General features: G+C 69.0%; 33 protein-coding genes. 28 read left to right on the top strand and 5 right to left on the bottom strand.

Annotated features, from left to right (window positions below; all coding sequences use genetic code 11):
* The first annotated feature begins 97 nt into the window (after positions 1 to 97).
* The 5 genes from tuf to ACIQGQ_RS02705 all read left to right on the top strand — a co-directional run bounded on the left by tuf (position 98) and on the right by ACIQGQ_RS02705 (position 3,807).
* Positions 98 to 1,291, top strand: coding sequence for an elongation factor Tu (gene tuf, locus ACIQGQ_RS02725; protein WP_356479249.1), 1,194 nt, complete (start codon positions 98 to 100; stop codon positions 1,289 to 1,291).
* 143 nt (positions 1,292 to 1,434) lie between these two features.
* Positions 1,435 to 1,662: a hypothetical protein gene (locus ACIQGQ_RS02720; protein ID WP_402389759.1), complete on the top strand. Its 228-nt coding sequence runs from the start codon at positions 1,435 to 1,437 to the stop codon at positions 1,660 to 1,662.
* 57 nt (positions 1,663 to 1,719) lie between these two features.
* Positions 1,720 to 2,067, top strand: a complete 348-nt coding sequence (locus ACIQGQ_RS02715) for a hypothetical protein (RefSeq protein WP_402389757.1) — start codon at positions 1,720 to 1,722, stop codon at positions 2,065 to 2,067.
* 817 nt (positions 2,068 to 2,884) lie between these two features.
* The gene (locus ACIQGQ_RS02710; protein WP_402389754.1) at positions 2,885 to 3,151 is read left to right on the top strand and encodes a DNRLRE domain-containing protein; all 267 of its coding nucleotides are present in this window, start codon (positions 2,885 to 2,887) and stop codon (positions 3,149 to 3,151) included.
* Positions 3,152 to 3,387: 236 nt separating this feature from the next.
* On the top strand, positions 3,388 to 3,807 hold the full coding sequence (locus tag ACIQGQ_RS02705; RefSeq protein WP_402389752.1) for a hypothetical protein: 420 nt from the start codon (positions 3,388 to 3,390) through the stop codon (positions 3,805 to 3,807).
* A gap of 457 nt (positions 3,808 to 4,264) precedes the next feature.
* On the opposite strand, the gene ACIQGQ_RS02700 is transcribed toward ACIQGQ_RS02705, so the two are convergent.
* The 5 genes from ACIQGQ_RS02700 to ACIQGQ_RS02680 form a co-directional block, all read right to left on the bottom strand.
* The gene (locus ACIQGQ_RS02700) at positions 4,265 to 4,870 is read right to left on the bottom strand and encodes a response regulator (protein ID WP_402389749.1); all 606 of its coding nucleotides are present in this window, start codon (positions 4,868 to 4,870) and stop codon (positions 4,265 to 4,267) included.
* Positions 4,871 to 4,930: 60 nt separating this feature from the next.
* Positions 4,931 to 7,036: a PIG-L family deacetylase gene (locus tag ACIQGQ_RS02695; protein WP_402389747.1), complete on the bottom strand. Its 2,106-nt coding sequence runs from the start codon at positions 7,034 to 7,036 to the stop codon at positions 4,931 to 4,933.
* A gap of 151 nt (positions 7,037 to 7,187) precedes the next feature.
* Positions 7,188 to 7,637: a GNAT family N-acetyltransferase gene (locus tag ACIQGQ_RS02690; protein WP_402389745.1), complete on the bottom strand. Its 450-nt coding sequence runs from the start codon at positions 7,635 to 7,637 to the stop codon at positions 7,188 to 7,190.
* Entirely contained in the window at positions 7,634 to 9,886 is a 2,253-nt protein-coding gene (locus ACIQGQ_RS02685; protein WP_402389742.1) for a poly(A) polymerase, read from the bottom strand. Before ACIQGQ_RS02685 ends, ACIQGQ_RS02690 begins: the two co-directional genes overlap by 4 nt.
* A 20-nt stretch (positions 9,887 to 9,906) precedes the next feature.
* On the bottom strand, positions 9,907 to 11,595 hold the full coding sequence (locus ACIQGQ_RS02680) for an RNA ligase family protein (protein ID WP_402389740.1): 1,689 nt from the start codon (positions 11,593 to 11,595) through the stop codon (positions 9,907 to 9,909).
* Positions 11,596 to 12,109: 514 nt separating this feature from the next.
* On the opposite strand from ACIQGQ_RS02680, the gene rpsJ reads away from it, so the two are divergent.
* From rpsJ to ACIQGQ_RS02565, 23 genes are all read left to right on the top strand, one after another.
* Positions 12,110 to 12,418, top strand: a complete 309-nt coding sequence (gene rpsJ / locus ACIQGQ_RS02675; protein ID WP_003948644.1) for a 30S ribosomal protein S10 — start codon at positions 12,110 to 12,112, stop codon at positions 12,416 to 12,418.
* 13 nt (positions 12,419 to 12,431) lie between these two features.
* Positions 12,432 to 13,076, top strand: coding sequence for a 50S ribosomal protein L3 (rplC, locus tag ACIQGQ_RS02670; protein WP_352276141.1), 645 nt, complete (start codon positions 12,432 to 12,434; stop codon positions 13,074 to 13,076).
* Positions 13,077 to 13,083: 7 nt separating this feature from the next.
* Positions 13,084 to 13,734 (top strand): 50S ribosomal protein L4, encoded by a 651-nt coding sequence (rplD, locus tag ACIQGQ_RS02665; protein ID WP_352276143.1) that lies wholly within the window; start codon positions 13,084 to 13,086, stop codon positions 13,732 to 13,734.
* Entirely contained in the window at positions 13,734 to 14,057 is a 324-nt protein-coding gene (gene rplW / locus ACIQGQ_RS02660; protein WP_352276144.1) for a 50S ribosomal protein L23, read from the top strand. The genes rplD and rplW overlap by 1 nt, the downstream gene beginning before the upstream one ends.
* 40 nt (positions 14,058 to 14,097) lie before the next feature.
* Entirely contained in the window at positions 14,098 to 14,934 is an 837-nt protein-coding gene (gene rplB, locus ACIQGQ_RS02655; RefSeq protein WP_101389600.1) for a 50S ribosomal protein L2, read from the top strand.
* A 12-nt stretch (positions 14,935 to 14,946) separates the two neighbouring features.
* Positions 14,947 to 15,228, top strand: coding sequence for a 30S ribosomal protein S19 (rpsS, locus tag ACIQGQ_RS02650; RefSeq protein ID WP_003966956.1), 282 nt, complete (start codon positions 14,947 to 14,949; stop codon positions 15,226 to 15,228).
* A 42-nt stretch (positions 15,229 to 15,270) separates the two neighbouring features.
* Complete coding sequence (rplV, locus tag ACIQGQ_RS02645; protein WP_004571827.1) at positions 15,271 to 15,618, top strand: 50S ribosomal protein L22; 348 nt, start codon at positions 15,271 to 15,273, stop codon at positions 15,616 to 15,618.
* Entirely contained in the window at positions 15,618 to 16,460 is an 843-nt protein-coding gene (rpsC, locus tag ACIQGQ_RS02640) for a 30S ribosomal protein S3 (protein ID WP_093540760.1), read from the top strand. Before rplV ends, rpsC begins: the two co-directional genes overlap by 1 nt.
* A 5-nt stretch (positions 16,461 to 16,465) precedes the next feature.
* The gene (gene rplP, locus ACIQGQ_RS02635; protein WP_072485538.1) at positions 16,466 to 16,885 is read left to right on the top strand and encodes a 50S ribosomal protein L16; all 420 of its coding nucleotides are present in this window, start codon (positions 16,466 to 16,468) and stop codon (positions 16,883 to 16,885) included.
* Entirely contained in the window at positions 16,885 to 17,109 is a 225-nt protein-coding gene (gene rpmC, locus ACIQGQ_RS02630) for a 50S ribosomal protein L29 (protein ID WP_014047786.1), read from the top strand. The genes rplP and rpmC overlap by 1 nt, the downstream gene beginning before the upstream one ends.
* Positions 17,109 to 17,393, top strand: a complete 285-nt coding sequence (gene rpsQ, locus ACIQGQ_RS02625; RefSeq protein WP_030977953.1) for a 30S ribosomal protein S17 — start codon at positions 17,109 to 17,111, stop codon at positions 17,391 to 17,393. The genes rpmC and rpsQ overlap by 1 nt, the downstream gene beginning before the upstream one ends.
* Positions 17,394 to 17,502: 109 nt before the next feature.
* Positions 17,503 to 17,871, top strand: a complete 369-nt coding sequence (gene rplN, locus ACIQGQ_RS02620) for a 50S ribosomal protein L14 (RefSeq protein ID WP_003966950.1) — start codon at positions 17,503 to 17,505, stop codon at positions 17,869 to 17,871.
* Between the two features lie 2 nt (positions 17,872 to 17,873).
* Positions 17,874 to 18,197: a 50S ribosomal protein L24 gene (gene rplX, locus ACIQGQ_RS02615; RefSeq protein WP_073786786.1), complete on the top strand. Its 324-nt coding sequence runs from the start codon at positions 17,874 to 17,876 to the stop codon at positions 18,195 to 18,197.
* A complete protein-coding gene (gene rplE / locus ACIQGQ_RS02610; RefSeq protein WP_093540759.1) occupies positions 18,197 to 18,754 on the top strand; it encodes a 50S ribosomal protein L5 in 558 nt (185 codons plus the stop codon). Before rplX ends, rplE begins: the two co-directional genes overlap by 1 nt.
* Positions 18,755 to 18,756: 2 nt before the next feature.
* Positions 18,757 to 18,942 (top strand): type Z 30S ribosomal protein S14, encoded by a 186-nt coding sequence (locus ACIQGQ_RS02605; RefSeq protein WP_003956452.1) that lies wholly within the window; start codon positions 18,757 to 18,759, stop codon positions 18,940 to 18,942.
* A gap of 225 nt (positions 18,943 to 19,167) precedes the next feature.
* Entirely contained in the window at positions 19,168 to 19,566 is a 399-nt protein-coding gene (gene rpsH, locus ACIQGQ_RS02600) for a 30S ribosomal protein S8 (protein WP_005313538.1), read from the top strand.
* A gap of 21 nt (positions 19,567 to 19,587) precedes the next feature.
* Positions 19,588 to 20,127, top strand: a complete 540-nt coding sequence (rplF, locus tag ACIQGQ_RS02595) for a 50S ribosomal protein L6 (protein WP_402389733.1) — start codon at positions 19,588 to 19,590, stop codon at positions 20,125 to 20,127.
* A 2-nt stretch (positions 20,128 to 20,129) separates the two neighbouring features.
* Positions 20,130 to 20,513, top strand: coding sequence for a 50S ribosomal protein L18 (gene rplR / locus ACIQGQ_RS02590; protein ID WP_111337428.1), 384 nt, complete (start codon positions 20,130 to 20,132; stop codon positions 20,511 to 20,513).
* Between the two features lie 46 nt (positions 20,514 to 20,559).
* The gene (gene rpsE, locus ACIQGQ_RS02585) at positions 20,560 to 21,165 is read left to right on the top strand and encodes a 30S ribosomal protein S5 (protein WP_072485533.1); all 606 of its coding nucleotides are present in this window, start codon (positions 20,560 to 20,562) and stop codon (positions 21,163 to 21,165) included.
* Entirely contained in the window at positions 21,165 to 21,347 is a 183-nt protein-coding gene (gene rpmD, locus ACIQGQ_RS02580) for a 50S ribosomal protein L30 (RefSeq protein ID WP_018550611.1), read from the top strand. The genes rpsE and rpmD overlap by 1 nt, the downstream gene beginning before the upstream one ends.
* 1 nt (position 21,348) lies before the next feature.
* On the top strand, positions 21,349 to 21,804 hold the full coding sequence (gene rplO / locus ACIQGQ_RS02575) for a 50S ribosomal protein L15 (RefSeq protein ID WP_018550610.1): 456 nt from the start codon (positions 21,349 to 21,351) through the stop codon (positions 21,802 to 21,804).
* 216 nt (positions 21,805 to 22,020) lie between these two features.
* Positions 22,021 to 23,340, top strand: coding sequence for a preprotein translocase subunit SecY (gene secY, locus ACIQGQ_RS02570; protein WP_366294674.1), 1,320 nt, complete (start codon positions 22,021 to 22,023; stop codon positions 23,338 to 23,340).
* Positions 23,340 to 23,996 carry an adenylate kinase gene (locus ACIQGQ_RS02565; protein ID WP_402389729.1) on the top strand — a complete coding sequence of 219 codons (657 nt, stop codon included), beginning with the start codon at positions 23,340 to 23,342 and terminating at the stop codon, positions 23,994 to 23,996. Before secY ends, ACIQGQ_RS02565 begins: the two co-directional genes overlap by 1 nt.
* The last annotated feature ends 146 nt before the right edge of the window (positions 23,997 to 24,142 follow it).

Genomic DNA, 24,142 nt, shown 5'->3' with positions numbered 1-24,142 from the left:
AGCTACGCGGGGAATGCCCCCGGCCCCGGCATCCCAGCAAAGATCACCCTGGCGCCGATGAAGCAAGGCGTACAGAACCACTCCACAGGAGGACCCAGTGGCGAAGGCGAAGTTCGAGCGGACTAAGCCGCACGTCAACATCGGCACCATCGGTCACATTGACCACGGTAAGACGACCCTCACGGCCGCCATTACCAAGGTGCTGCACGACGCGTACCCGGACCTGAACGAGGCCTCGGCCTTCGACCAGATCGACAAGGCTCCTGAGGAGCGCCAGCGCGGTATCACGATCTCCATCGCGCACGTCGAGTACCAGACGGAGTCGCGTCACTACGCGCACGTCGACTGCCCGGGTCACGCGGACTACATCAAGAACATGATCACCGGTGCCGCGCAGATGGACGGCGCCATCCTCGTGGTCGCCGCCACCGACGGCCCGATGCCGCAGACCAAGGAGCACGTGCTCCTGGCCCGCCAGGTCGGCGTTCCGTACATCGTCGTCGCCCTGAACAAGGCCGACATGGTGGACGACGAGGAGATCCTGGAGCTCGTCGAGCTCGAGGTCCGTGAGCTCCTCTCCGAGTACGAGTTCCCGGGCGACGACCTGCCGGTCGTCAAGGTCTCGGCGCTCAAGGCGCTCGAGGGCGACAAGGAGTGGGGCCAGACCGTCCTCGACCTGATGAAGGCCGTCGACGAGAACATCCCGCAGCCCGAGCGTGACGTCGACAAGCCGTTCCTGATGCCGATCGAGGACGTCTTCACGATCACCGGTCGTGGCACCGTCGTCACCGGTCGTATCGAGCGTGGTGTCCTGAAGGTCAACGAGACCGTCGACATCGTCGGTATCAAGCAGGAGAAGACCACCACCACGGTCACCGGCATCGAGATGTTCCGCAAGCTGCTCGACGAGGGCCAGGCCGGTGAGAACGTCGGTCTGCTCCTCCGTGGCATCAAGCGCGAGGACGTCGAGCGCGGCCAGGTCATCATCAAGCCCGGTTCGGTCACGCCGCACACCGAGTTCGAGGCCCAGGCCTACATCCTGTCGAAGGACGAGGGTGGCCGTCACACCCCGTTCTTCAACAACTACCGCCCGCAGTTCTACTTCCGTACCACGGACGTGACCGGCGTCGTGACCCTCCCCGAGGGCACCGAGATGGTCATGCCGGGCGACAACACCGTCATGTCGGTCCAGCTGATCCAGCCGGTCGCCATGGAGGAGGGCCTGAAGTTCGCCATCCGTGAGGGTGGCCGGACCGTGGGCGCCGGCCAGGTCACCAAGATCGTCAAGTAATTACTTGACCGTCTGACCTGGTTGCTCCGCAACGAGCACCAAGAAGGGCCCCGTCCCGCCGCACATGCGGTGGGACGGGGCCCTTCGGTGTGTTCGGGGTGTTCTACGGTGTGACGGGCCGACGTCGTGGCCGAAAAAGGGTCGTGACCGAAAGGGACTGGGGAGCGGGCATGGGGAAGAGCTGGACGGACGGCCTCGCGGGGAAGGCGGTCTTCGTCCTCCTTCTCGCCTTCTCCCTCTCCGACTCCTGGGGGACCTGGTGGGTCGTGCTGCCGGGGGCGATCGCGCTCGGCTGGGGCGTCCTGCTCGTCCGGGACGCGGGGAAGGCCGTCAGGGGGCGAAGGGCACGGGGGCGGGACGTGCCTCCCTGAGGGGGAGCCGGGCCGACAGGAGGAACTGCCCGGCTGACGGCCGAGGCGTCGGCGCCGGTGATGTGGGACTCCTCGGTCGATCCCGCGTCCGGCGAGTCCCGGCATCTCGCCCCGGTGGAGACCAGTGTCGAGACGGCGAAGAACGGCGCCCAGACCCTGGTGCTCCGGCCCGACCCGGAGTACTTCGGGACGCCGGGGCTCACCTACCCCGTGACCGTCGACCCGACCTCGCCCCTGGCGGCGTCCACCGACACCTGGGTGGCGACCCATTACCCGGACTCGCAGTCCTCGTCCAAGGAGCTGAAGTCCGGGACGTACGACGGGGGGACGAACGATCAACAGGGCCAGGCGCGCGGCGTCAAAGGTTCGCTCGGCCAGGCGCTGCACGCGCGCCAGAAAACATAGGGCACCGCGAATCAACGGCCGTTCCGCCAGGGGCTGCTTCGCCTGCGGTGCAGGACTCTGGGGCGCCGGCGCTACAGCCGGCTACGTGGTTCGAGGCAAGAGCGTAACCGCCAATCCGAGCGGCAGAGGTGACCGGGTGGCACACCGATGCGTCACCCGGTCACCCGAAGTCTGTGCCAGGCAGCGAAAGAAGGGTTTGAGGAAAGCGTGAGCAACGTCGACAGGAACATGAAAAATCGAGTGGCTTTCTGCCTGACGTACGTATGGCTGCTGCTCATCGGGGCGGCCGGTGCGACGGCGACACAGTCAGGAGGCTTCGTCGACCATCTTTGGGGATATTTTTCACGCACCTCGACCATCATTGTTTCGATAGTTGTACTCCTTTACGCCATCCTGGCTCCAGTGGTGGCGCCTGTATTCATCGCGCCGGGCGCGAGCGTGAGACCTGCCGGAAAATGGTCACGCTTTACAGCTGGAATTTATATTCTGGGGCTGACTGGTCTTTGTATCCTTGGGTCCGGTCTCCTGCAGGGGACCGGAGAGGTATTCGGCAGGGTCAGAGCCGTTGGTCTCTTTTTCGTCACACCTGGATGCCTGGTTGTGGCCGTATTGACCGCTGCCTACTGCGCATGGTCCCCGGCAGTCTGGCCGACTGGCGCATTCATTCGCTGGTTGACCGCAAGATCACACGGGCGGCATACCAGGCATCACGCACCTGAAAAAAGTTCTCAGTAGCCACTCGCCGGAGCGGGGGACGGCCGCTCGGCGGTCAGCGTCCCGCCGAGCGCGGTGGCGCGGGTCGTCAGGTTCGGCCGAGGTGTTCGCGGCACCGGTGCGCCTGCGGGAGGACAGCGGCGCGTGGGCCGATACCGACACCTGGGTGGCGACCAACTACCCGGATTCGCGGTCCTCGTCCAAGGAGCTGAAGTCCGGGACGTGCGACGGGGGAACGGCGAAGGCGCGGTCGTACCTGAAGTTCGACGTCGCCGAGTTCGGCGGCCAGAAGATCTTCTCGGCGAACCTGTCGCTGTACTCGTACTGGTCCGCGTCCTGCGCACTCCATTACCTCAAGGGATTACCGTGAATAATCGCGTAGAGTCTCCCATTTTCCTGTTCGATGGCGATGGGTATCTTCATTTCTTCGACTCTATTGGTGCCCTTTCGGGCTGGCTGGAAGAGGTGGCGTCGGGGTGAAAGGGTGACGTTGGCAGGAGTAAGAGGAATCGAGTAATCTTCAGGATTACAAAAATGAGGGTGGCGGGGGCTGCAAGGGTGGAAAAAGTAACGTACTCCAGGTTCGTTCTCGATAGGACCGCTGTCGTGGCACTTCGCCTGTGGCTGCCGGCGATCGCTGTATGTGCGACATCTATCATGGCGAACCGTGGTGTTCTGGAATGGATGAGGGAGATCCCTCTCTGGAATATCGCCCTGATCCTGGCGTTTGTGATTCATTCGCTGTTCCAGGCGAGGGATCCGAGGTGTGCCGAGGAAGCGAGAGTCGACGGCCGCACGCGCGCTGGACGCCTGGGCGTGCTGGCCGCCCTCGCTGTGCTGAATTTCGCGCTGCTCTTCGTACTGGGCGTGGCGTTCGGGGGTGCAGGTGAATTCGATGACCGCCTGGACCGCTACGTCTCGTTCCTCCTTGCGCCAGGTTTCGTTTTTCTTAACCTTCTCCTCGCCTTCTACGGCTTTGCCGCACTGCGCCCCCTTCCTTGGGGCGGGCGGGGGAGAGGTAAGTGATATCAGGATTTATCGAGTCCATCATCACCAGCGCGGGAGTCGGGCTCGGTGGGAAAGTGCGGGAGGAGCTGTCTGACAGAGCCGGAGCGGGTCGCTCGCTACGTCCGAGGTTCGCAGTGGCTCCGCGGCGGCATGAGATCGCTTGCGCATGCATTCGGATAATGGGATGCAGGGGAAGGGGGTATGCGGGTGCGGAAATCTGATCGGCGCAAGAACTCTATCGTATTCTTTGTGCTGGGTTGTGTGAATTTGATCGGTGGGGCTGTTATTTCTCTGGTTCTCGGAAGGAATGAAGGTGCCCCTGTTCTTGGATGTGCGGGATTGATACTCGCTGGGGCATGGATATTCCAGCGGAGTGCGGAGTGAGCCGCGGCGAGCCACGGCCGGGTCCCGTACGGGAACGAGGCTGTCGGCCCAGCGCGTTCCACCGGAGCCGGAGCCGGAGCCGGAGCCGGGGTCATATCCAGCCGTGGCGCTCCCCGATGCGCACCGCGTCCACGAGGGTGCGGGCGTGGAGCTTGCCGGTGGCGAGGGAGAGGTGGTTGCGGACGGTGCGTACGGAGAGGAACAGTTCGGCCGCGGTCTCGGCGGCACTCGCGCCCCGGGCCGCCAGCCGGAGGATCTCGGCCTCGCGCGGGGTGAGCGGGGAGATCCCCGCGTCGCGCTCCTCGGCGAGCAGACCGGCGTCGTACACCCGGCCGCCCGCCGCCACGGTGCGGATCGCGGCCACCACCTGCCCGGCCGTGGCCGACTTCAGCAGGTAGCCGGACGCGCCCGCCTCCCGGGCGGCGCGGAGGTGCCCCGGGCGGTCGAGCACGGTCAGGACGAGGACGCGGCACGACGGCAGGAGCCCGGTGAGCTGCCGGGCCGCGGTGATGCCGTCCCGGCCGGGCATGGAGACGTCCAGCACCGCCACGTCGGGCCGGGTGGCCAGGGCCGCCGCGCACACCTCGTCGCCCCGGGACACCTGGGCCACGACCTCGATGCCCGGCTCACGGTCGAGCACGGAGACGAGCCCCTCCCGCACGACGGCCATGTCCTCGGCGATCAGTACCTTGAGCATGACCAGAGAATGGCAGTCCCGGTTCCCCGGGCGTCCACCGGCATCGCCCATCAGCCCAGGTCAGGGCCGCCAGAGCCAGGGACGGGCGTCCGGTCCCAGAGCCGCGACCACCGGCCGGCCGACGGGGGTGAGGTGCAGGACCGGGCCGTCGAGGGCGACCGGCCCGTCCCGCCGTACGAGGAGGCCCGCGGGGGTGCGGAGCTGGAGGAGGCCCGTCGCGGTGCGGCCGAGGAGGACCGGGGCGCCCGGGGTGCCCGCGGCGGCCACCGGGCCGTAGCCGTCGAAGCCCGCCCGGTCCGGGACCGGGCGGCCGTAGCCGTCGATGCCGGTCTCCTCGGCGGTCTCCCCGGTCCGCACGGTGGTCAGGGCCGCCTTCGCCGCCGCGCGGTAGTACAGCTCGATGCTGCCGTCCGGTGCGGGCAGCGCGGCCGGGCCGTCGCCGGGGACCGGCACCCCGGTGATCTGGGTCCGGGCGGTCACGTCCCTGCCCGGCTCGTCCTGCGTCCAGTGGTGCACCGCGAACCGGCCCGCCGCGAAGACATGGACCCGGCCCTCGGCGTCCACCACCGCGCTCAGACCGTCCTGGACCTCGCCGCCGCCGGTGTCCCGCCACCCGCTCCACCGGCCGTCCGTCCCCCGGACCCGGGTGCTGAGACCTTTCTCCGCGTTCCGCACGAAGAGGTGGACCCGGCCGTCGGGGGCGGTGACCAGGACCGGGACGCCGAGCCGGCGCCCCAGATCGTGGGTGTGCTCCGGGTTGCCCAGCCCCGTCCACGCGCGGAAGGCGCCGCCCGGGTGGCGCTGTTCGAGGACGACGACCTCCCGCTCGTTGTCGCCGCCGTGCCCCTCCAGGGCCGAGAACCGCAGCCCGGCCAGGATGTGCCGCCCGTCCGCCAGCGTCGTCCCGCCCAGGACCGGGGCGAGCGGGCCGCCGCCGAGGTCGTCCGGCGTCTCCCACACCCCGGTGCCCGGCGCGGTCTCCCGGCGGCGGACCGCCCGCAGCCCCAGCACCTCGTAGCTGACGAGCCGGCCGTCCGGCTCGGTGGCCAGGGTGGGGCGGGGGCCGGGGTAGCGGTAGTGGGTGGAGCGCACCCAGCCCTTGCGGTTGGTCAGCGGCCGGTCACCGCCGACGTTGTAGTCCCCGCACCCCGCCGGATTGCCGCACCGCCAGCCGACCTCACCGCCGTACGGGACCAGGTGCGAGGCCTTCTCGGCGAGCACCGCGGGCGGCAGGTTCTTCGGCCAGTGCCGGTTGTAGTAGCCCCGGAACGAGGTGACCGCGAAGCTCGGGACCAGGCCGCCGTCCCGGGTGGACCGCGCCACCCACCGGATCAGCGAGGCCCAGGTGAACAGGGCCGTGGCCGTGTGGTCGGGGTGGTCGGAGTAGCCCGGCTGCTCACTGTCGGCGATGCGGACGGCCTGGCTGCTGTGCTGGACGTCCGGGTCCGGGTCCATGGTGTGCACGATGCTCGGCCGGTAGTGCTCGAAGAGCCCCGCCAGCACGTCGATCAGCCCGTCGTACGTGTACGAGCCCGCCTTCCGCAGCGGGGAGCCCTCGGCGACGACGGTCGGCAGCACCAGGCGCCGGTCCTGCCAGAGGCTGGGCAGCCCGAGCCGCCCGTACGTGGTGTGCATGGCGGTGTTGACGAAGACCAGGTCCACCTTGCGGCCCTCGTGGCGCAGGGTGTTGAGCTCGGCGCGGTGGCCGCCCTCCAGCTCCATCACCGACCGGTGCCACTCGGCGAACATCGGGACGCCCAGCAGGGTCGCGTACGCCTGGCGCAGGCCCTGGTGGCGGGCGGAGGAGTACGCCGCCTTGTCGGGCGCGGGCAGCGGGCGGCCCGGGATGCGGTTGACGCCGGTGGCCTCGCCGCCGGTCAGGTAGACGCAGACGAGCGGGGTGCCGCCGTCGAGGGCCTGCTGGGTGTCCGGGTTCATGAAGTACAGGTCGTCGTCCGGATGGGCGAGGACCTGGAGCATCAGGGCCGGGTGCGTGGTGCTGATCGGCAGCCCCGGCATCGGGTCCGCCGCGGGGTCGCGGCGGCGCGGCGGGGCGGGCGCCGCGCAGGAGGTGAGGGCCGCGAGCCCCGTCGCTCCGGCCGCCGCCAGCACCGTACGCCGCGGCGTCCCCGAACCGGGTACGCGCGGGCCGGGTCGATCCGTCACACCGTGCTCCGTCCACTCCCTCGCGGCGGACGGCCCGATGCCGCCCGCCGGTGCGCAGACCGCGGTGGGGGGGAGGGCCGCCGCTGCGCCGGGATAGACGGTGATCTTGGGGGGCGGGTTGCCTGGACTCCGGGGGTTTGCCCCGGTCGGCTCAACGTACCGGTGTACGCACCATGAACACGTCGACCGGGTCGCGCCGTTCCTCGGTGAACCCGTGCCGCTCGTACAGCGCGCGGGCGGCGCTGCCCCGGAGCACGTCCAGGCGTACGGTCGCGCCCTCGGCGTCGGCCCGCGCGAGCAGCGAACGGAGCACGGCGGTGCCGATGCCGCGCCCCTGGACGGCGGGGGAGAGGTAGAAGTGCTCCAGCCACAGCCCGCCCTCGCCCGGCCGCAGGGCGGCACAGCCCGCGAACTCCCCGTCCACCACCACGACCGAGGTGTGCTCCGGCGCGTACCCGTCCCGCAGCCGCTGCCGTACGCGCTGCTCGTCGTAGCGGCCCAGCCGCTCCAGATCGGGGCGCATCACGACGGCCCGCAGCTCGGCGACGCTCTCCACGTCCTCGGGGCGGGCGGGGCGCAGGGACCAGACGGGGGCGCTCATCGCAGTTTCCGTTCCCGGCCGGGGGCCGTGCGGTGGAGGGTGGCGCCCGGCAGACCGCGGAGAAGTTCGGTGCCGATCTCCGCCAGCCGTGACGCGTCGGGCGGGGTGCGGCCGAGGCCGAGGGCGTACTGGGCGTACACGGCGTCCGAGCCGCACGGGCGGGGCCAGACGCGGGCGTCCGGCGCGCCCGCCCGTGCGAGGGCGGCGAGCAGGGCGAGGACCCGGCCGCGGAACCGGCCCTCGTCCGCCCCGTGGCGCACGGAGACCAGCGCCCAGCCGGCGTGGTCCGGGTACGGGGACGGCGGGGTGCGGAGCAGGGCGCGCGGTACGGGGTCCCCGTCGGCGGCCGACTCCAGGATCTCCCAGGCCCGCAGCAGCTCCCCGGCGATCAGCTCGCGCCCGGCCGGGGAGACCTGGGCGGTGCAGGAGCGGACCGGCGCGGTCGGCGTCAGCACCGTGAGCGGGTCGCCCGGGGGAGCCTGGAGCAGGCCGCCGACCGGCTCGGCCCAGTCCCAGATGGCCCAGATCGCGAAGAAGTGCCGCAGCAGGGGGAGCGGGCCCAGATGGCCGGCCTCGTGGGCGGTACGGGCCGCCAGCACCGCCCAGGCGAGGCCGGGCAGACCGCCGAACGGGGCGGAGTCCAGGCCGCGCGCCCGGGCCCACCCCTTCACCTCCCGGGCCAGCCGGACGAACGCGGCCCGGTGCGGGTCCGCCGCCCCGGCCACCGCCTCCGCGTCGCTCACCGCGCTCAGCGCCACGGCCGCCGCCCCGCCCAGCTCGCCCCGGCGGGCCACCGCCCCGGCCGGGGGAACGGTCCCCGCCGCCACGGTCACCAGGTCCACACCGAGCCCGTCCAGCGTGAAGCGCAGCCCCGGCACCCGGGCCCCGGCCACCTCGCGCAGGTCCACGGCGTCCGGCAGCGCCCCGGCCAGCAGCTCCCGTACCGCCGCCGGGTCGACCGTGCCGGGCAGCGCGGCGACCAGGTCCACGTCCGCGCCGGGCAGGGCGCAGCCCATCCGCCGCGAGCCGGCCGGGTGGACGGCGGCCCCGGGGAGCGCGGCGGCCACCCGGCGCACCACACCGGCCGCACGCACCTCGTCCGCCTCATCCACCTCGTCGTTCTCATCCGTTTCGAGCGGGGCGTCGGCGGACAGCCCGACGAGCACCCCGAAGTGGTCCGAGACGTACAGCCCGTCCGGCCCCGGCGTCCGGCCCAGCAGCGCCGCCGAGGCGGGCCGCAGCCGCTCGGTGCGGAGCAGCACCCGGTCCAGCCGGGAGACCCGCCCGGTCAGCGAGGAGACGGCGGCCAGCGCGTTGACCGAGGGATCGAAGGTGGGCGTCCGGTCGTCCGCACCGTGCACGAGGCTCCAGGCGTCCGCTATCCCCAGCCGGTCCTGCGGGGTGCTTCCGCCGTCGTTGAAGTCGCCGAGCAGCGCCAGCTCACCCTCGACGGCCGCCAACCCCATTGCCAGATCGGCCAGTTCGGCGTCCCGGCGGCGGGCGCCGTCGGCCGAGTGGTCGCTGCTGAGATGGGTCACGGCGACCGTGAGCGGCCCGTCCGGCCCGGCCACGACCACCGCCGCGACCGCCTTGTGCGGACCGAGCGCGTGCAGCCCCGCCTCCACCACCGGCACCCGGGCGAGCAGCAGCAGACCGTACTCCGCGGTGTCCCGGCCCGCCGGATCGGCCCAGACGGTGTACTCCGTCCGGACCCAGGGCGCGGCCAGCACCAGGTCGAGCAGGGCCGGTTCGGCCTCCTGGAGGGCGATGACGTCGGCGTCCGCGTCGCGCAGCGCGTCGAGCAGCAGCGGTCTGCGCTCGGCGGTGCGGATGAACTCGCTGTCGTAGCGGTCCCACAGCGTGTTCCAGGTCAGCACGGTCAACGGCCAGGAACGCGGCGCCGGAGCCGGGGCCGCCGGGTCCACAGGCATCCAGGCCGACCGGTCCGCCGCGTACGCGTGCGGCGTACGGGAGACGAAGTACGGCGACGGCAGCCGGCGCGGCGTCCGCACCCGCCCGGCCTCCGTCGCGTCGATCCGGTCCGTGCCCGTGGAGCGGTCCCAGACCAGCTCGCCGTCCGCCTCGAAGAACAGCACCCGGTGCCAGGGGATCTCCCCGCCGGGCGTGAACCGGGGCAGCGGCACCCGTTTCGCCTCCCGGCCGCGCTGCGCCACGCCCATCACGAAACGCGCCGGATCGAACCGGCCGTCCCACCGGACCCGGTGGTAGATCTCCTCGCTGGTACGCACTACGCCTCGTCCTCCACGGTCTACGCCTCGTCCTCGACGGCGCCGCTCGCGCCGATGTACCAGGTGCGGTGGGCCTGGCCGGGGTACGGGGGCGCGAAGCGGCGCAGCTGCGCGTCGAGGACCCCGGGCGGCACCGGATGGTCCCGGCGCCCGTTGCGGCGGACCAGCTCCGCCTCGCCGACCAGCGCCACGGCATGGGTGACCAGCGCGTCCCGGCGCCGGGCCACCGCGTGGACCAGGGAGCGCTGGTGGGCGTTGAGCGAGGTGGCGTCCCAGATGACGGTGGCGCCCGGCACGAGCGCCGCGTCCAGCCGGTCGAGCCCCTCGCGCAGCACCTCCCCGTTGGCCCGCTGGTCGGCGCGCGAGCCCCGGGCCAGCCGCAGATCGTCCAGCGAGAGGTACGTGTCGACGCCGGGCAGCGACCGGGCGAAGGTGCTCTTGCCGCTGCCCGACGGCCCGACCAGCTGCACCAGCCGGGGGAAGTCCCCGTCCCGCCACCGCCAGGTCGCGGCGACGGCCTCCTCGGCGGTGGCTATCCGGCCCAGCGCGTACGCCTCGCGCGCCTGCGCCAGGCAGCGCGCGGCGGCCTCGGGCGCCAGGCCGTCGAAGGCCGCCCGCAGCCCGGCCGGCTCCGCCGCCTCCTGGGCGTGCAGCGCCGACCACTCCACCTGCTCGCGCGCCCCGCCGCTCTCCGCCACGGCCCCGGCGAGCGCGTGCAGCACCGGCAGCGAGGCGGCGCGGGACATCCGGGCCAGCCCGGTACGGCGCTCCTCGTCCGGGTACGGGAGGTGCAGCGCGGGGTGCAGCCCGACGAGGTCGGCGACGCGCCGGGCGAGCGGCATCCCCAGCGCCGGGGCCAGCGCCCCGCCGAGCCCGGCGCGGCGGGAGCGGCGCAGCAGCGCGGCCACCACCCCGGCCAGCCGGTCCTCGCCGGTGACCCCCGCCGCGTCCAGGGCGTCGGCCGTCGCGGCCACCGCCCCGGCGTCCCCCTCGCACCCGTCCGGGCCCGCACCCGGCCCGACCGCTTCGGCCAGCGCCCCCGCGTCGGCCGGGGCCCCGGACCGCACCGCCCACAGCGCGGCGGCCGGTCCCAGCGCGTTCGGCACGACGGCGGCGTGCATCCAGTGCGTCCCGGTGGTCACATGGCCCGGCCGCACCCACTTGGCCACCAGCCGCCCGAACTCCCCGGCCCCGAAGCCGTCCGCCGGCCGCACCACGTACCCCTCCTGCCGCCCGGTGTCCGGCCGCAGCGCACGCAGCGCCTTCGTGGCGCGGGCGTCGAGCACCCCGCGCCACAGCACCGGCGGCACCGGGATCCCCAGCCCCCGCAGGAACGTTTCGGTCCGGTCCCAGTCCAGGCAGTGGTCCCCGTCCCAGACGGAGAACCCGTAGAAGAAGCTCTCCAGGCCGTCGTACGGGATCGAGTGCCGGGCGAACATGTTCTCGCCGCAGATCCGCCACCCGTCCGGGACGCGGGCCCCGATCCGGCCCTGGAGCGCCTTCACCCAGCCGCGGGAGGGGTGGTGCGCGGAGTCGAGGGAGCGTGCGTGCAGCCCGTCGGCGTAGAGCGTGGTGTTCTCGCCGTCCAGCTTCTCGGTGACGACGACCTCGCGCCCGGCCAGCGCGGCGAGGTCCGCGATCCGTACGTCGTCCGAGGTGGCGCCGGGGGACCAGGGCAGATGAGGGGTGCGCGGATAGTGCGTACTCATGATCGATGCCCCCGGTGCCGACGGTCTTTCCGGCCGGTCACTCTAAGGTGGACGGCGCGTCGCGCCCACCCGATTTCGCCCGGGGAGTCCGGTCCGGGGCCCGCCCGCCGCGCGCCCGCGTTTGACCCGACGACCACGCGGGGTAAGATCCTCCGCCCGATTGGCCAGGCCAGTGCCCCGTATGGCACACTGACCAGGTTGCTCGGTTGAGTGTCAATGCTGCGCGCCTCCCGCCGGGAGGACCGGAAGCGAGTCCCACAGTACTCGTCGACCCCCTGCGGGTCGGACGTACGGGAATCTTCCGGGAAGCGTCAGTGGGGCACCGGCCAGGCACCCGGTGGGTGTTCCGCCCCCGGTCCTGCGGTCCCTGGGCCCGCACCCCCTTGGTTGGGAAATCCTTCGGGAGATCTGCGTAGAGGGGATGCGACACGCCCGACCGCGTGGGTCGGAGACGGAAGTCTTGAGAGCCCCCGGGTTCCAGAGCGTTACGAGAGAGACAGGACTACTAGTAGCCATGGCGGGACAGAAGATCCGCATCCGGCTCAAGGCCTACGACCACGAGGTCATCGACTCCTCGGCGAAGAAGATCGTCGAGACGGTGACCCGCACTGGTGCGTCGGTCGCGGGCCCGGTGCCGCTGCCCACTGAGAAGAACGTGTACTGCGTCATCAAGTCGCCGCACAAGTACAAGGACTCGCGCGAGCACTTCGAGATGCGCACGCACAAGCGCCTCATCGACATCCTCGACCCCACGCCGAAGACGGTTGACTCGCTGATGCGTCTCGACCTGCCGGCGGGCGTCGACATCGAGATCAAGCTCTGAGGTGACGCGCGAGATGGCTAAGAACATTAAGGGCGTCCTGGGCGAGAAGCTCGGCATGACCCAGGTCTGGGACGAGAACAACCGGGTCGTCCCGGTGACCGTCGTCAAGGCCGGGCCCTGCGTCGTCACCCAGATCCGCTCCAACGACACCGACGGCTACGAGGCAGTCCAGATCGCCTTCGGCGAGATCGACCCCCGCAAGGTGAACAAGCCCCTCAAGGGCCACTTCGCCAAGGCCGACGTGACCCCGCGCCGCCACCTGGTGGAGCTCCGCACCTCCGACGCCAGCGAGTACACGCTGGGCCAGGAGGTCACTGCCGAGGTGTTCGAGTCCGGCGTCAAGGTTGACGTCACGGGCAAGAGCAAGGGCAAGGGCTTCGCCGGTGTGATGAAGCGTCACAACTTCAAGGGCGGCAAGGCGTCCCACGGTGCCCACCGTGTGCACCGCATGCCTGGCTCCATCGGTGGCTGTGCCACTCCCGGCCGTGTCTTCAAGGGCATGCGCATGGCGGGTCGTATGGGCAACGAGCGGGTCACCACCCAGAACCTGACCATCCACGCGGTTGACGCGGAGAAGGGTCTGCTCCTCATCAAGGGCGCAGTCCCTGGTCCGAACGGCGGCCTCGTCCTGGTCCGCACCGCGGCCAAGGGGGCTTGAGGAACCGATGAGCACCATTGACATCCTTTCGCCGGCAGGCGACAAGGCCGGGACCGTCGAGCTCCCCGCGGAGATCTTCGACGCCAAGACCAGCGTTCCGCTGATCCACCAGGTCGTCGTCGCGCAGCTGGCCGCGGCCCGTCAGGGCACGCACAAGACCAAGACCCGCGGCGAGGTCCGCGGCGGTGGGCGCAAGCCGTACCGCCAGAAGGGCACCGGCCGCGCGCGTCAGGGTTCGACCCGTGCGCCGCAGTTCGCCGGCGGTGGCGTCGTCCACGGCCCGCAGCCGCGTGACTACTCGCAGCGGACCCCGAAGAAGATGAAGGCCGCCGCCCTGCGCGGTGCCCTCTCCGACCGGGCCCGTCACTCCCGCATCCACGTCGTCACCGGCGTGGTCGAGGGTGGCGTCTCCACCAAGGCCGCCAAGACGCTGTTCGGCAAGATCTCGGAGCGCAAGAACCTGCTCCTGGTCGTCGACCGCGCCGACGAGGCCGCGTGGCTGTCCGCCCGCAACCTGCCCCAGGTGCACATCCTGGAGCCGGGCCAGCTGAACACGTACGACGTGATCGTCTCTGACGACGTGGTCTTCACCCAGGCCGCCTTCGAGTCCTTCGTGTCTGGCCCCCAGACCGCTGAGACCGAAGGGAGCGACGCCTGATGAGCGAGGCGACCGTTACCAGCAAGACCTACTCGGACCCGCGCGACATTCTCGTCAAGCCGGTTGTGTCCGAGAAGAGCTACGCGCTGCTCGACGAGAACAAGTACACGTTCATCGTCGCGCCCGGCTCCAACAAGACCCAGATCAAGCAGGCCGTGGAAGCGGTCTTCTCGGTCAAGGTCACCGGGGTCAACACGATCAACCGTCAGGGCAAGCGCAAGCGCACCCGCACCGGTTTCGGCAAGCGCGCCGACACGAAGCGCGCCATCGTGACCCTCGCTGAGGGCGACCGTATCGACATCTTCGGCGGTCCGACCGCCTAAGGGCGGTCTGGATCGTCCGGAATCGGACGAGGACTGAGAAATGGGTATCCGCAAGTACAAGCCGACGACCCCGGGCCGTCGTGGCTCCAGCGTCGCCGACTTTGTCGAGATCACGCGGTCCACGCCGGAGAAGTCGCTGGTCCGCCCCCTGCACAGCAAGGGCGGCCGTAACAACACCGGTCGTGTGACCGTTCGCCACCAGGGTGGTGGCCACAAGCGCGCCTACCGCGTGATCGACTTCCGTCGTCACGACAAGGACGGCGTGCCGGCCAAGGTCGCGCACATCGAGTACGACCCCAACCGCACCGCGCGCATCGCGCTGCTCCACTACGCGGACGGCGAGAAGCGCTACATCATCGCGCCGCGTGGCCTGTCGCAGGGCGACCGTGTCGAGAACGGCCCGGCCGCCGACATCAAGCCCGGCAACAACCTGGCGCTGCGCAACATCCCGGTCGGTACGACCATCCACGCCATCGAGCTGCGGCCCGGCGGCGGCGCGAAGTTCGCCCGCTCCGCGGGTGCCTCCGTGCAGCTGCTGGCGAAGGAGGGCACCATGGCCCACCTTCGTATGCCGTCGGGTGAGATCCGCCTGGTCGACGCCCGCTGCCGCGCCACGATCGGCGAGGTCGGCAACGCCGAGCAGTCGAACATCAACTGGGGCAAGGCCGGCCGTATGCGCTGGAAGGGCGTCCGCCCGACCGTCCGCGGTGTCGCGATGAACCCGGTTGACCACCCGCACGGTGGTGGTGAGGGCAAGACCTCCGGTGGTCGCCACCCGGTCTCGCCGTGGGGTCAGAAGGAGGGTCGTACTCGCTCGCCGAAGAAGGCATCGAGCAAGTACATCGTCCGCCGCCGCAAGACGAACAAGAAGCGCTAGGAGCGGGTTTAGATGCCGCGCAGTCTCAAGAAGGGGCCCTTCGTCGACGGCCACCTCATCAAGAAGGTGGACGTACAGAACGAGGCAGGCACCAAGAACGTCATCAAGACCTGGTCCCGTCGCTCGATGATCGTCCCGGCCATGCTGGGTCACACCATCGCGGTGCACAACGGCAAGATCCACGTCCCGGTGTTCGTCACCGAGTCGATGGTCGGCCACAAGCTCGGTGAGTTCTCGCCGACTCGCACCTTCCGCGGCCACGTCAAGGACGACCGGAAGTCGAAGCGCCGCTAATCGCGGGTGGTAACGACTATGACTTACACCGAAGGGACAACCATGGAAGCCAGGGCCCAGGCGCGGTACATCCGCGTCACGCCCATGAAGGCCCGCCGCGTGGTGGACCTCATCCGTGGCATGGATGCCACGGAGGCTCAGGCGGTCCTGCGTTTCGCCCCGCAGGCCGCGAGCGTGCCGGTTGGCAAGGTGCTGGACAGCGCCATCGCCAACGCCGCACACAACTACGACCACACCGACGCCTCTTCGCTGGTCATCAGCGAGGCGTACGTGGACGAGGGCCCGACCCTGAAGCGGTTCCGTCCGCGTGCCCAGGGTCGTGCCTACCGGATCCGTAAGCGGACCAGCCACATCACCGTGGTCGTCAGCAGCAAGGAAGGAACCCGGTAATGGGCCAGAAGGTAAACCCGCACGGGTTCCGGCTCGGCATTACCACGGACTTCAAGTCCCGTTGGTACGCCGACAAGCTGTACAAGGACTACGTCAAGGAAGACGTCGCCATTCGTCGCATGATGACGAAGGGCATGGAGCGGGCCGGCATCTCGAAGGTCGAGATCGAGCGCACCCGCGACCGCGTCCGCGTTGACATCCACACCGCCCGCCCGGGCATCGTCATCGGCCGCCGCGGCGCCGAGGCGGACCGCATCCGCGGCGAGCTGGAGAAGCTGACCGGCAAGCAGGTCCAGCTGAACATCCTCGAGGTCAAGAACCCCGAGGTGGACGCTCAGCTGGTGGCCCAGGCCGTCGCCGAGCAGCTCTCCTCCCGCGTCTCCTTCCGTCGGGCCATGCGCAAGAGCATGCAGTCCTCGATGAAGGCCGGCGCCAAGGGCATCAAGATCCAGTGCGGTGGCCGCCTCGGCGGCGCCGAGATGTCCCGCTCGGAGTTCTACCGCGAGGGCCGTGTGCCCCTGCACACGCTCCGCGCGAACGTCGACTACGGCTTCTTCGAGGCCAAGACGACCTTCGGCCGCATCGGCGTGAAGGTCTGGATCTACAAGGGCGACGTCAAGAACATCGCCGAGGTCCGCGCCGAGAACGCCGCTGCCCGCGCCGGCAACCGCCCGGCCCGTGGCGGCGCCGACCGCCCGGCCGGCCGTGGTGGCCGCGGTGGCGAGCGTGGCGGTCGCGGTCGCAAGCCGCAGCAGCAGTCGGCCCCGGCTGCCGAGGCCCCCAAGGCCGAGGCTCCCGCCGCTGCCGCTCCGGCCGCCGAGAGCACCGGAACGGAGGCCTGACCGAAATGCTGATCCCCCGTAGGGTCAAGCACCGCAAGCAGCACCACCCGAAGCGCAGCGGTATGTCCAAGGGTGGCACGCAGGTTGCGTTCGGCGAGTACGGCATCCAGGCGCTGACCCCGGCGTACGTGACGAACCGTCAGATCGAGGCCGCTCGTATCGCGATGACCCGTCACATCAAGCGTGGCGGCAAGGTCTGGATCAACATCTACCCGGACCGTCCCCTGACGAAGAAGCCCGCCGAGACCCGCATGGGTTCCGGTAAGGGTTCTCCCGAGTGGTGGATCGCGAACGTCAAGCCCGGTCGGGTGATGTTCGAGCTGTCCTACCCGAACGAGAAGATTGCTCGTGAGGCGCTCACCCGCGCTGCTCACAAGCTTCCGATGAAGTGCCGCATCGTTCGGCGCGAGGCAGGTGAGGCGTGATGTCGGCCGGAACCAAGGCGTCCGAGCTGCGCGAGCTGGGCAACGAGGAGCTGCTCAACAAGCTCCGCGAGGCCAAGGAAGAGCTGTTCAACCTCCGCTTCCAGGCGGCGACCGGGCAGCTCGAGAACCACGGTCGGCTCAAGTCCGTCCGTAAGGACATCGCCCGGATCTACACCCTGATGCGCGAGCGCGAGCTGGGCATCGAGACGGTGGAGAGCGTCTGATGAGCGAGAAGACTGTGACTGAGACGAACACCGACCGCGGTTTCCGCAAGACCCGTGAGGGTCTGGTCGTCAGCGACAAGATGGACAAGACCGTCGTCGTCGCTGTCGAGGACCGTGTCAAGCACGCGCTGTACGGCAAGGTCATCCGCCGTACGAACAAGCTCAAGGCGCACGACGAGCAGAACGCCGCCGGTGTCGGCGACCGCGTCCTCCTGATGGAGACCCGGCCGCTGTCCGCCACGAAGCGGTGGCGCGTCGTCGAGATCCTCGAGAAGGCCAAGTAATTCCTGAGGGGCACTCCCCTCAGGCAAGTTCCGCCAGGCTCGGCGGGGAGCCACGTAAGTCGCTTACGGAGCTCCCCGCCGGGAACCGGCAGACGATCAGGAGATAGACGTGATCCAGCAGGAGTCGCGACTTCGCGTCGCCGACAACACGGGTGCGAAGGAAATCCTCACCATCCGTGTTCTCGGTGGTTCGGGTCGCCGCTACGCGGGCATCGGTGACGTCATCGTCGCCACCGTCAAGGACGCGATCCCCGGTGGCAACGTGAAGAAGGGTGACGTCGTCAAGGCGGTCATCGTTCGCACCGTCAAGGAGCGTCGCCGTCAGGATGGCTCGTACATCCGCTTCGACGAGAACGCCGCCGTCATTCTGAAGAACGACGGTGACCCCCGCGGCACCCGCATCTTCGGCCCGGTGGGCCGGGAACTGCGCGAGAAGAAGTTCATGAAGATCATCTCGCTCGCGCCGGAGGTGCTGTAAGCATGAAGATCAAGAAGGGCGACCTGGTTCAGGTCATCACCGGTAAGGACAAGGGCAAGCAGGGCAAGGTCATCGTGGCCTACCCGGCTCAGGACCGTGTCCTCGTCGAGGGTGTCAACCGGGTCAAGAAGCACACCAAGGCCGGTCAGACCGCTCGCGGTTCGCAGACCGGTGGCATCGTGACGACCGAGGCCCCCATCCACGTGAGCAACGTTCAGCTCGTCGTGGAGAAGGACGGCAAGAAGGTCGTCACGCGCGTCGGTTACCGCTTCGACGACGAAGGCAACAAGATCCGCGTTGCCAAGCGGACGGGTGAGGACATCTGATGGCTACCACCACCACTCCGCGTCTGAAGACGAAGTACCGCGAGGAGATCGCCGGCAAGCTGCGTGAGGAGTTCTCGTACGAGAACGTCATGCAGGTCCCCGGCCTCGTGAAGATCGTGGTCAACATGGGTGTGGGCGACGCCGCCCGCGACTCCAAGCTGATCGACGGCGCCGTGCGCGACCTCACCACGATCACCGGTCAGAAGCCGGCCGTGACCAAGGCCCGCAAGTCCATCGCGCAGTTCAAGCTGCGCGAGGGTCAGCCGATCGGCTGCCACGTCACCCTCCGTGGTGACCGCATGTGGGAGTTCCTGGACCGTACGCTGTCGCTCGCGCTGCCGCGTATCCGTGACTTCCGTGGCCTGTCGCCGAAGCAGTTCGACGGCCGTGGCAACTACACCTTCGGTCTCACGGAGCAGGTCATGTTCCACGAGATCGACCAGGACAAGATCGACCGGGTCCGGGGCATGGACATCACCGTGGTCACCACGGCGACCAACGACGACGAGGGTCGTGCCCTCCTTCGTCACCTCGGCTTCCCGTTCAAGGAGAACTGACCGTGGCGAAGAAGGCTCTGATCGCTAAGGCCGCCCGCAAGCCGAAGTTCGGCGTCCGCGCGTACACGCGGTGCCAGCGCTGCGGCCGGCCCCACTCCGTCTACCGCAAGTTCGGCCTGTGCCGCGTGTGCCTTCGTGAGATGGCTCACCGTGGCGAGCTGCCGGGCGTGACCAAGAGCTCCTGGTAATTCTCCTCCGCCCCTAGGGCGTTGGGAATCACCGGAAAGCTCTCGGTAAGCATCTGGTCGGCAGGAGCCCGCCCTCACATGTCGTAGGCTTGTGGGGTTGGGCGCCTGCCGCCCATGACCGACTTACTACGCCGTAGGTCCCCGCACCGCACCCGTCCCGCCTCTGAGTGGGGAGAGGGATGGCGCATACAGGAAACCCCGGCGAGAGAGGCCGAAGGCCAATTCATGACCATGACTGATCCCATCGCAGACATGCTCACGCGTCTGCGCAACGCGAACTCGGCGTACCACGACTCCGTCGTGATGCCGCACAGCAAGATCAAGTCGCACATCGCGGAGATCCTCCAGCAGGAGGGCTTCATCACCGGCTGGAAGGTCGAGGACGCCGAGGTCGGCAAGAACCTCGTCCTCGAGCTGAAGTTCGGCCCGAACCGCGAGCGCTCGATCGCCGGCATCAAGCGCATCTCGAAGCCGGGTCTGCGTGTTTACGCAAAGTCCACCAACCTGCCGAAGGTTCTCGGCGGCCTGGGCGTGGCGATCATCTCCACGTCCCACGGTCTCCTGACCGGCCAGCAGGCTCAGAAGAAGGGCGTAGGTGGGGAAGTCCTCGCCTACGTCTGGTAGTCGGGAACGGAGGAATAGCTCATGTCGCGTATCGGCAAGCTCCCCATCCAGGTTCCCGCCGGTGTGGACGTCACCATCGATGGCCGTACGGTCGCCGTGAAGGGCCCCAAGGGCACCCTCACGCACACCGTTGCCGCGCCGATCGAGGTCACCAAGGGTGAGGATGGCGTCATCAGCGTCACCCGCCCGAACGACGAGCGTCAGAACAAGGCCCTGCACGGCCTGTCCCGCACGCTGGTGGCGAACATGATCACCGGTGTGACCAAGGGATACGTCAAGGCGCTCGAGATCAGCGGTGTCGGTTACCGCGTCCAGGCGAAGGGCTCCAACCTGGAGTTCGCCCTGGGCTACAGCCACCCGATCGTCGTCGAGGCGCCGGAAGGCATCACCTTCAAGGTCGAGTCCCCGACCAAGCTGTCTGTCGAGGGCATCGACAAGCAGAAGGTCGGCGAGGTCGCGGCCAACATCCGCAAGCTGCGGAAGCCCGACCCGTACAAGGCGAAGGGCGTCAAGTACGCCGGCGAGGTCATCCGCCGCAAGGTCGGAAAGGCTGGTAAGTAGCCATGGCATACGGCGTGAAGATCGCCAAGGGCGACGCCTACAAGCGCGCCGCCCGCAAGCGTCGCCACATCCGTGTCCGCAAGCACATCTCCGGCTCGCCGGAGCGTCCCCGCTTGGTCGTGACGCGGTCCAACCGCCACATGGTCGCTCAGGTCATCGACGACATCGCGGGCCACACGCTCGCGTCGGCGTCGACCCTGGACGTCTCCATCCGTGGTGGCGAGGGTGACAAGAGCAGCCAGGCCAAGCAGGTCGGCGCCCTGGTCGCTGAGCGTGCCAAGGCCGCCGGCGTCGAGGCCGTCGTGTTTGACCGCGGTGGTAACCAGTACGCCGGGCGGATTGCCGCTCTGGCTGACGCCGCCCGTGAAGCCGGTCTGAAGTTCTGAGCCCGGTTCCTACGCACAGCGGACGTAACAGAGAGAGGTAAATCCAATGGCTGGACCCCAGCGCCGCGGAAGCGGTGCCGGTGGCGGCGAGCGGCGGGACCGGAAGGGCCGTGACGGCGGCGCAGCTGCCGCCGAGAAGACCGCGTACGTCGAGCGCGTCGTCGCGATCAACCGCGTCGCCAAGGTTGTGAAGGGTGGTCGTCGCTTCAGCTTCACCGCGCTGGTCGTGGTGGGCGACGGTGACGGCACCGTCGGTGTCGGCTACGGCAAGGCCAAGGAAGTTCCCGCGGCCATCGCCAAGGGCGTGGAAGAGGCCAAGAAGAACTTCTTCAAGGTCCCGCGCATCCAGGGCACCATCCCCCACCCGATCCAGGGCGAGAAGGCTGCGGGCGTCGTCCTGCTGAAGCCTGCTTCCCCCGGTACCGGTGTTATCGCCGGTGGCCCGGTGCGCGCCGTTCTGGAGTGCGCCGGCGTTCACGACATCCTGTCGAAGTCGCTCGGCTCCGACAACGCGATCAACATCGTGCACGCGACCGTGGAGGCCCTCAAGGGCCTGCAGCGTCCCGAGGAGATCGCGGCCCGCCGCGGTCTGCCGCTCGAGGACGTCGCCCCCGCGGCTCTGCTCCGTGCGCGTGCGGGAGCGGGTGCGTAATGGCTCGCCTCAAGATCACGCAGACGAAGTCGTACATCGGTAGCAAGCAGAACCACCGTGACACGCTGCGTTCGCTCGGGCTGAAGCGCCTGCACGACGTGGTCGTCAAGGAGGACCGTCCCGAGTTCCGCGGCATGGTGCACACCGTCCGCCACCTCGTGACGGTTGAGGAGGTCGACTGACATGGCGGAGAACAAGCCGCTGAAGGCCCATGACCTCCGGCCCGCCCCGGGCGCCAAGACCGCCAAGACCCGTGTGGGTCGTGGTGAGGCGTCCAAGGGTAAGACCGCCGGTCGTGGCACCAAGGGCACCAAGGCCCGTTACCAGGTTCCGGAGCGCTTCGAGGGTGGGCAGATGCCCCTCCACATGCGTCTCCCGAAGCTCAAGGGCTTCAAGAACCCGTTCCGCACCGAGTACCAGGTCGTGAACCTGGACAAGCTCGCGACCCTCTACCCCGAGGGTGGCGAGGTCACCGTGGCCGACCTGGTCGCCAAGGGTGCCGTGCGCAACAACCACCTCGTCAAGGTCCTCGGACAGGGCGAGATCTCCGTGGCGCTGCAGGTTTCGGTTGACGCCGTCTCCGGCTCCGCCAAGGAGAAGATCGCCGCCGCCGGCGGCACCGTCACCGAGCTCGTCTGAGACAACTCGATGGCCTGAACTACCCGACCGGGGATGCCTCTCATTTGGGGCATCCCCGGTTGGTCGTTCCTAGGGGGGCATGGTCGCCGGTAAGGTGGCGTGCGTCGTTGTGTGGTAACCCCTGGGCTACTGCCCGGGGACTTTGACTGTTTACATATTCGTCGATCCTCAAGACCGTCACCTCTACGCTCTGCGCGGGGGGTCGCAGGAGGCACCGTGCTCACCGCGTTCGCCCGGGCGTTCAAGACGCCCGACCTGCGCAAGAAGCTGCTCTTCACGCTCGGCATCATCGTGATCTACCGGCTCGGGGCACACATCCCGGTACCGGGAGTGAGCTACGAGAACGTCCAGATGTGTGTTGATCAGGCCAGTAAGGGCAACAACAGCCTCTTCGGTCTGGTGAACATGTTCAGCGGTGGTGCACTGCTGCAGATCACGATCTTCGCGCTCGGCATCATGCCGTACATCACGGCCAGCATCATCCTTCAGCTGTTGACCGTGGTCATCCCGCGACTGGAGGCGCTCAAGAAGGAGGGCCAGTCCGGCCAGGCCAAGATCACGCAGTACACGCGTTATCTGACCGTCGCGCTCGCCATCCTCCAGGGCACCGGCCTGGTGGCCACCGCCACCAGCGGCGCGCTCTTCAGCGGCTGCCCGGTGGCCAAGGAGATCGTCCCCAACCAGTCGATCTTCACGACCATCGTCATGGTCATCACGATGACCGCCGGTACCGCCGCCGTCATGTGGCTCGGTGAGCTCATCACCGACCGCGGCATCGGCAACGGCATGTCGATCCTGATGTTCATCTCGATCGCCGCCAGCTTCCCGGGCTCGCTCTGGGCCATCAAGACCAGCGGCAAGCTGGCCGACGGGTGGATCGAGTTCGGCACCGTCATCCTCATCGGCTTCGTGATGGTCGGCCTCGTCGTCTTCGTCGAGCAGGCCCAGCGCCGGATCCCGGTCCAGTACGCGAAGCGCATGATCGGGCGCAGGTCGTACGGCGGTACGTCCACGTACATTCCGCTGAAGGTCAACCAGGCGGGCGTGATCCCCGTCATCTTCGCTTCTTCGCTGCTCTACATCCCCGCCCTGATCGTCCAGTTCTCCAACTCCACCGCGGGTTGGGCCACCTGGATCAAGGACAACCTGGTCAAGGGCGACCACCCGTACTACATCACCGCGTACTTCCTGTTGATCGTCTTCTTCGCCTTCTTCTATGTGGCGATTTCGTTCAACCCCGAGGAAGTCGCCGACAACATGAAGAAGTATGGTGGGTTCATCCCGGGTATCCGGGCTGGTCGACCTACTGCCGAGTATCTGAGCTACGTACTCAACAGGATCACCTGGCCGGGCTCGCTGTACCTGGGTCTGATCGCTCTTGTGCCGACGATGGCGTTGGCAAGCTTCGGTGGAGCCAACCAGAACTTCCCGTTCGGCGGGACGAGCATCCTCATCATCGTGGGTGTGGGTCTGGAGACCGTGAAGCAGATCGAGAGTCAGCTCCAGCAGCGCAATTACGAAGGGTTCCTCCGCTGATGCGAATCGTCCTCGTCGGGCCGCCCGGTGCCGGCAAGGGAACGCAGGCCGCGTACCTTGCCAAGAACCTGTCGATTCCCCAGATCTCCACGGGCGATCTCTTCCGCGCCAACATCAGCCAGGGCACCGACCTTGGCAAGCAGGCCCGCGCCTACATGGACGCCGGTCAGTTGGTCCCGGACGAGGTCACCATCGGGATGGCCAAGGACCGCATGTCCCAGCCGGACGCCGAGAACGGCTTCCTGCTGGACGGCTTCCCGCGCAACGTGGGGCAGGCCGAGGCTCTCGACGCCATGCTCAAGGACGAGGGCACCCGGCTCGACGCGGTCCTGGACCTGGAGGTCCCCGAGGACGAGGTGGTCAAGCGCATCGCCGGCCGCCGCATCTGCCGGAACGACGGCTCGCACGTCTTCCACGTGACGTACAACCCGCCGAAGACCGAGGGCGTCTGCGACGTCTGCGGCGGCGACCTGTACCAGCGGGACGACGACAGCGAGGAGACCGTCCGTACCCGGCTGGAGGTCTACCACACGCAGACCGAGCCGATCATCGACTACTACCGGGCGCAGAACCTGGTGGTCACCATCTCCGCGCTCGGCAAGGTCACCGATGTGACCGAGCGCGCGATGGAGGCTCTGAAGTCCGGCAAGGACTGAGCGCAGCACCCGCAGTACTGAGCAGTCGGGCGCGGGGGGGCCCCGGCGCCCCCCCCCCCCCCCGGGGCGCGGGGGGCGGGGGGGGGGGCCCCCCCCCCCCCCCCGCCCCCAAGGTAAAACGGGCCGCCCCCGGGGGGGGCCGGGCA

Origin of the sequence: Streptomyces sp. NPDC092952, from assembly GCF_044754785.1 — a bacterium.
Classification (GTDB): domain Bacteria; phylum Actinomycetota; class Actinomycetes; order Streptomycetales; family Streptomycetaceae; genus Streptomyces.
Note: the sequence above shows the minus strand (reverse complement) of the source record. Positions and strands in the feature narration are given on the sequence as shown.

Excerpts from the sequence above, each read along its gene's own strand:
- ACIQGQ_RS02700 (WP_402389749.1), bottom strand. The coding sequence starts at position 4,870 with ATGCTCAAGGTACTGATCGCCGAGGACATGGCCGTCGTGCGGGAGGGG.
- ACIQGQ_RS02690 (WP_402389745.1), bottom strand. The coding sequence starts at position 7,637 with ATGAGCGCCCCCGTCTGGTCCCTGCGCCCCGCCCGCCCCGAGGACGTG.
- ACIQGQ_RS02680 (WP_402389740.1), bottom strand. The coding sequence starts at position 11,595 with ATGAGTACGCACTATCCGCGCACCCCTCATCTGCCCTGGTCCCCCGGC.
- rpsJ (WP_003948644.1), top strand. The coding sequence starts at position 12,110 with ATGGCGGGACAGAAGATCCGCATCCGGCTCAAGGCCTACGACCACGAG.
- rplC (WP_352276141.1), top strand. The coding sequence starts at position 12,432 with ATGGCTAAGAACATTAAGGGCGTCCTGGGCGAGAAGCTCGGCATGACC.
- rplD (WP_352276143.1), top strand. The coding sequence starts at position 13,084 with ATGAGCACCATTGACATCCTTTCGCCGGCAGGCGACAAGGCCGGGACC.
- rplW (WP_352276144.1), top strand. The coding sequence starts at position 13,734 with ATGAGCGAGGCGACCGTTACCAGCAAGACCTACTCGGACCCGCGCGAC.
- rplB (WP_101389600.1), top strand. The coding sequence starts at position 14,098 with ATGGGTATCCGCAAGTACAAGCCGACGACCCCGGGCCGTCGTGGCTCC.
- rpsS (WP_003966956.1), top strand. The coding sequence starts at position 14,947 with ATGCCGCGCAGTCTCAAGAAGGGGCCCTTCGTCGACGGCCACCTCATC.
- rplV (WP_004571827.1), top strand. The coding sequence starts at position 15,271 with ATGGAAGCCAGGGCCCAGGCGCGGTACATCCGCGTCACGCCCATGAAG.
- rpsC (WP_093540760.1), top strand. The coding sequence starts at position 15,618 with ATGGGCCAGAAGGTAAACCCGCACGGGTTCCGGCTCGGCATTACCACG.
- rplP (WP_072485538.1), top strand. The coding sequence starts at position 16,466 with ATGCTGATCCCCCGTAGGGTCAAGCACCGCAAGCAGCACCACCCGAAG.
- rpmC (WP_014047786.1), top strand. The coding sequence starts at position 16,885 with ATGTCGGCCGGAACCAAGGCGTCCGAGCTGCGCGAGCTGGGCAACGAG.
- rpsQ (WP_030977953.1), top strand. The coding sequence starts at position 17,109 with ATGAGCGAGAAGACTGTGACTGAGACGAACACCGACCGCGGTTTCCGC.
- rplX (WP_073786786.1), top strand. The coding sequence starts at position 17,874 with ATGAAGATCAAGAAGGGCGACCTGGTTCAGGTCATCACCGGTAAGGAC.
- rplE (WP_093540759.1), top strand. The coding sequence starts at position 18,197 with ATGGCTACCACCACCACTCCGCGTCTGAAGACGAAGTACCGCGAGGAG.
- rpsH (WP_005313538.1), top strand. The coding sequence starts at position 19,168 with ATGACCATGACTGATCCCATCGCAGACATGCTCACGCGTCTGCGCAAC.
- rplF (WP_402389733.1), top strand. The coding sequence starts at position 19,588 with ATGTCGCGTATCGGCAAGCTCCCCATCCAGGTTCCCGCCGGTGTGGAC.
- rplR (WP_111337428.1), top strand. The coding sequence starts at position 20,130 with ATGGCATACGGCGTGAAGATCGCCAAGGGCGACGCCTACAAGCGCGCC.
- rpsE (WP_072485533.1), top strand. The coding sequence starts at position 20,560 with ATGGCTGGACCCCAGCGCCGCGGAAGCGGTGCCGGTGGCGGCGAGCGG.
- rpmD (WP_018550611.1), top strand. The coding sequence starts at position 21,165 with ATGGCTCGCCTCAAGATCACGCAGACGAAGTCGTACATCGGTAGCAAG.
- rplO (WP_018550610.1), top strand. The coding sequence starts at position 21,349 with ATGGCGGAGAACAAGCCGCTGAAGGCCCATGACCTCCGGCCCGCCCCG.
- ACIQGQ_RS02565 (WP_402389729.1), top strand. The coding sequence starts at position 23,340 with ATGCGAATCGTCCTCGTCGGGCCGCCCGGTGCCGGCAAGGGAACGCAG.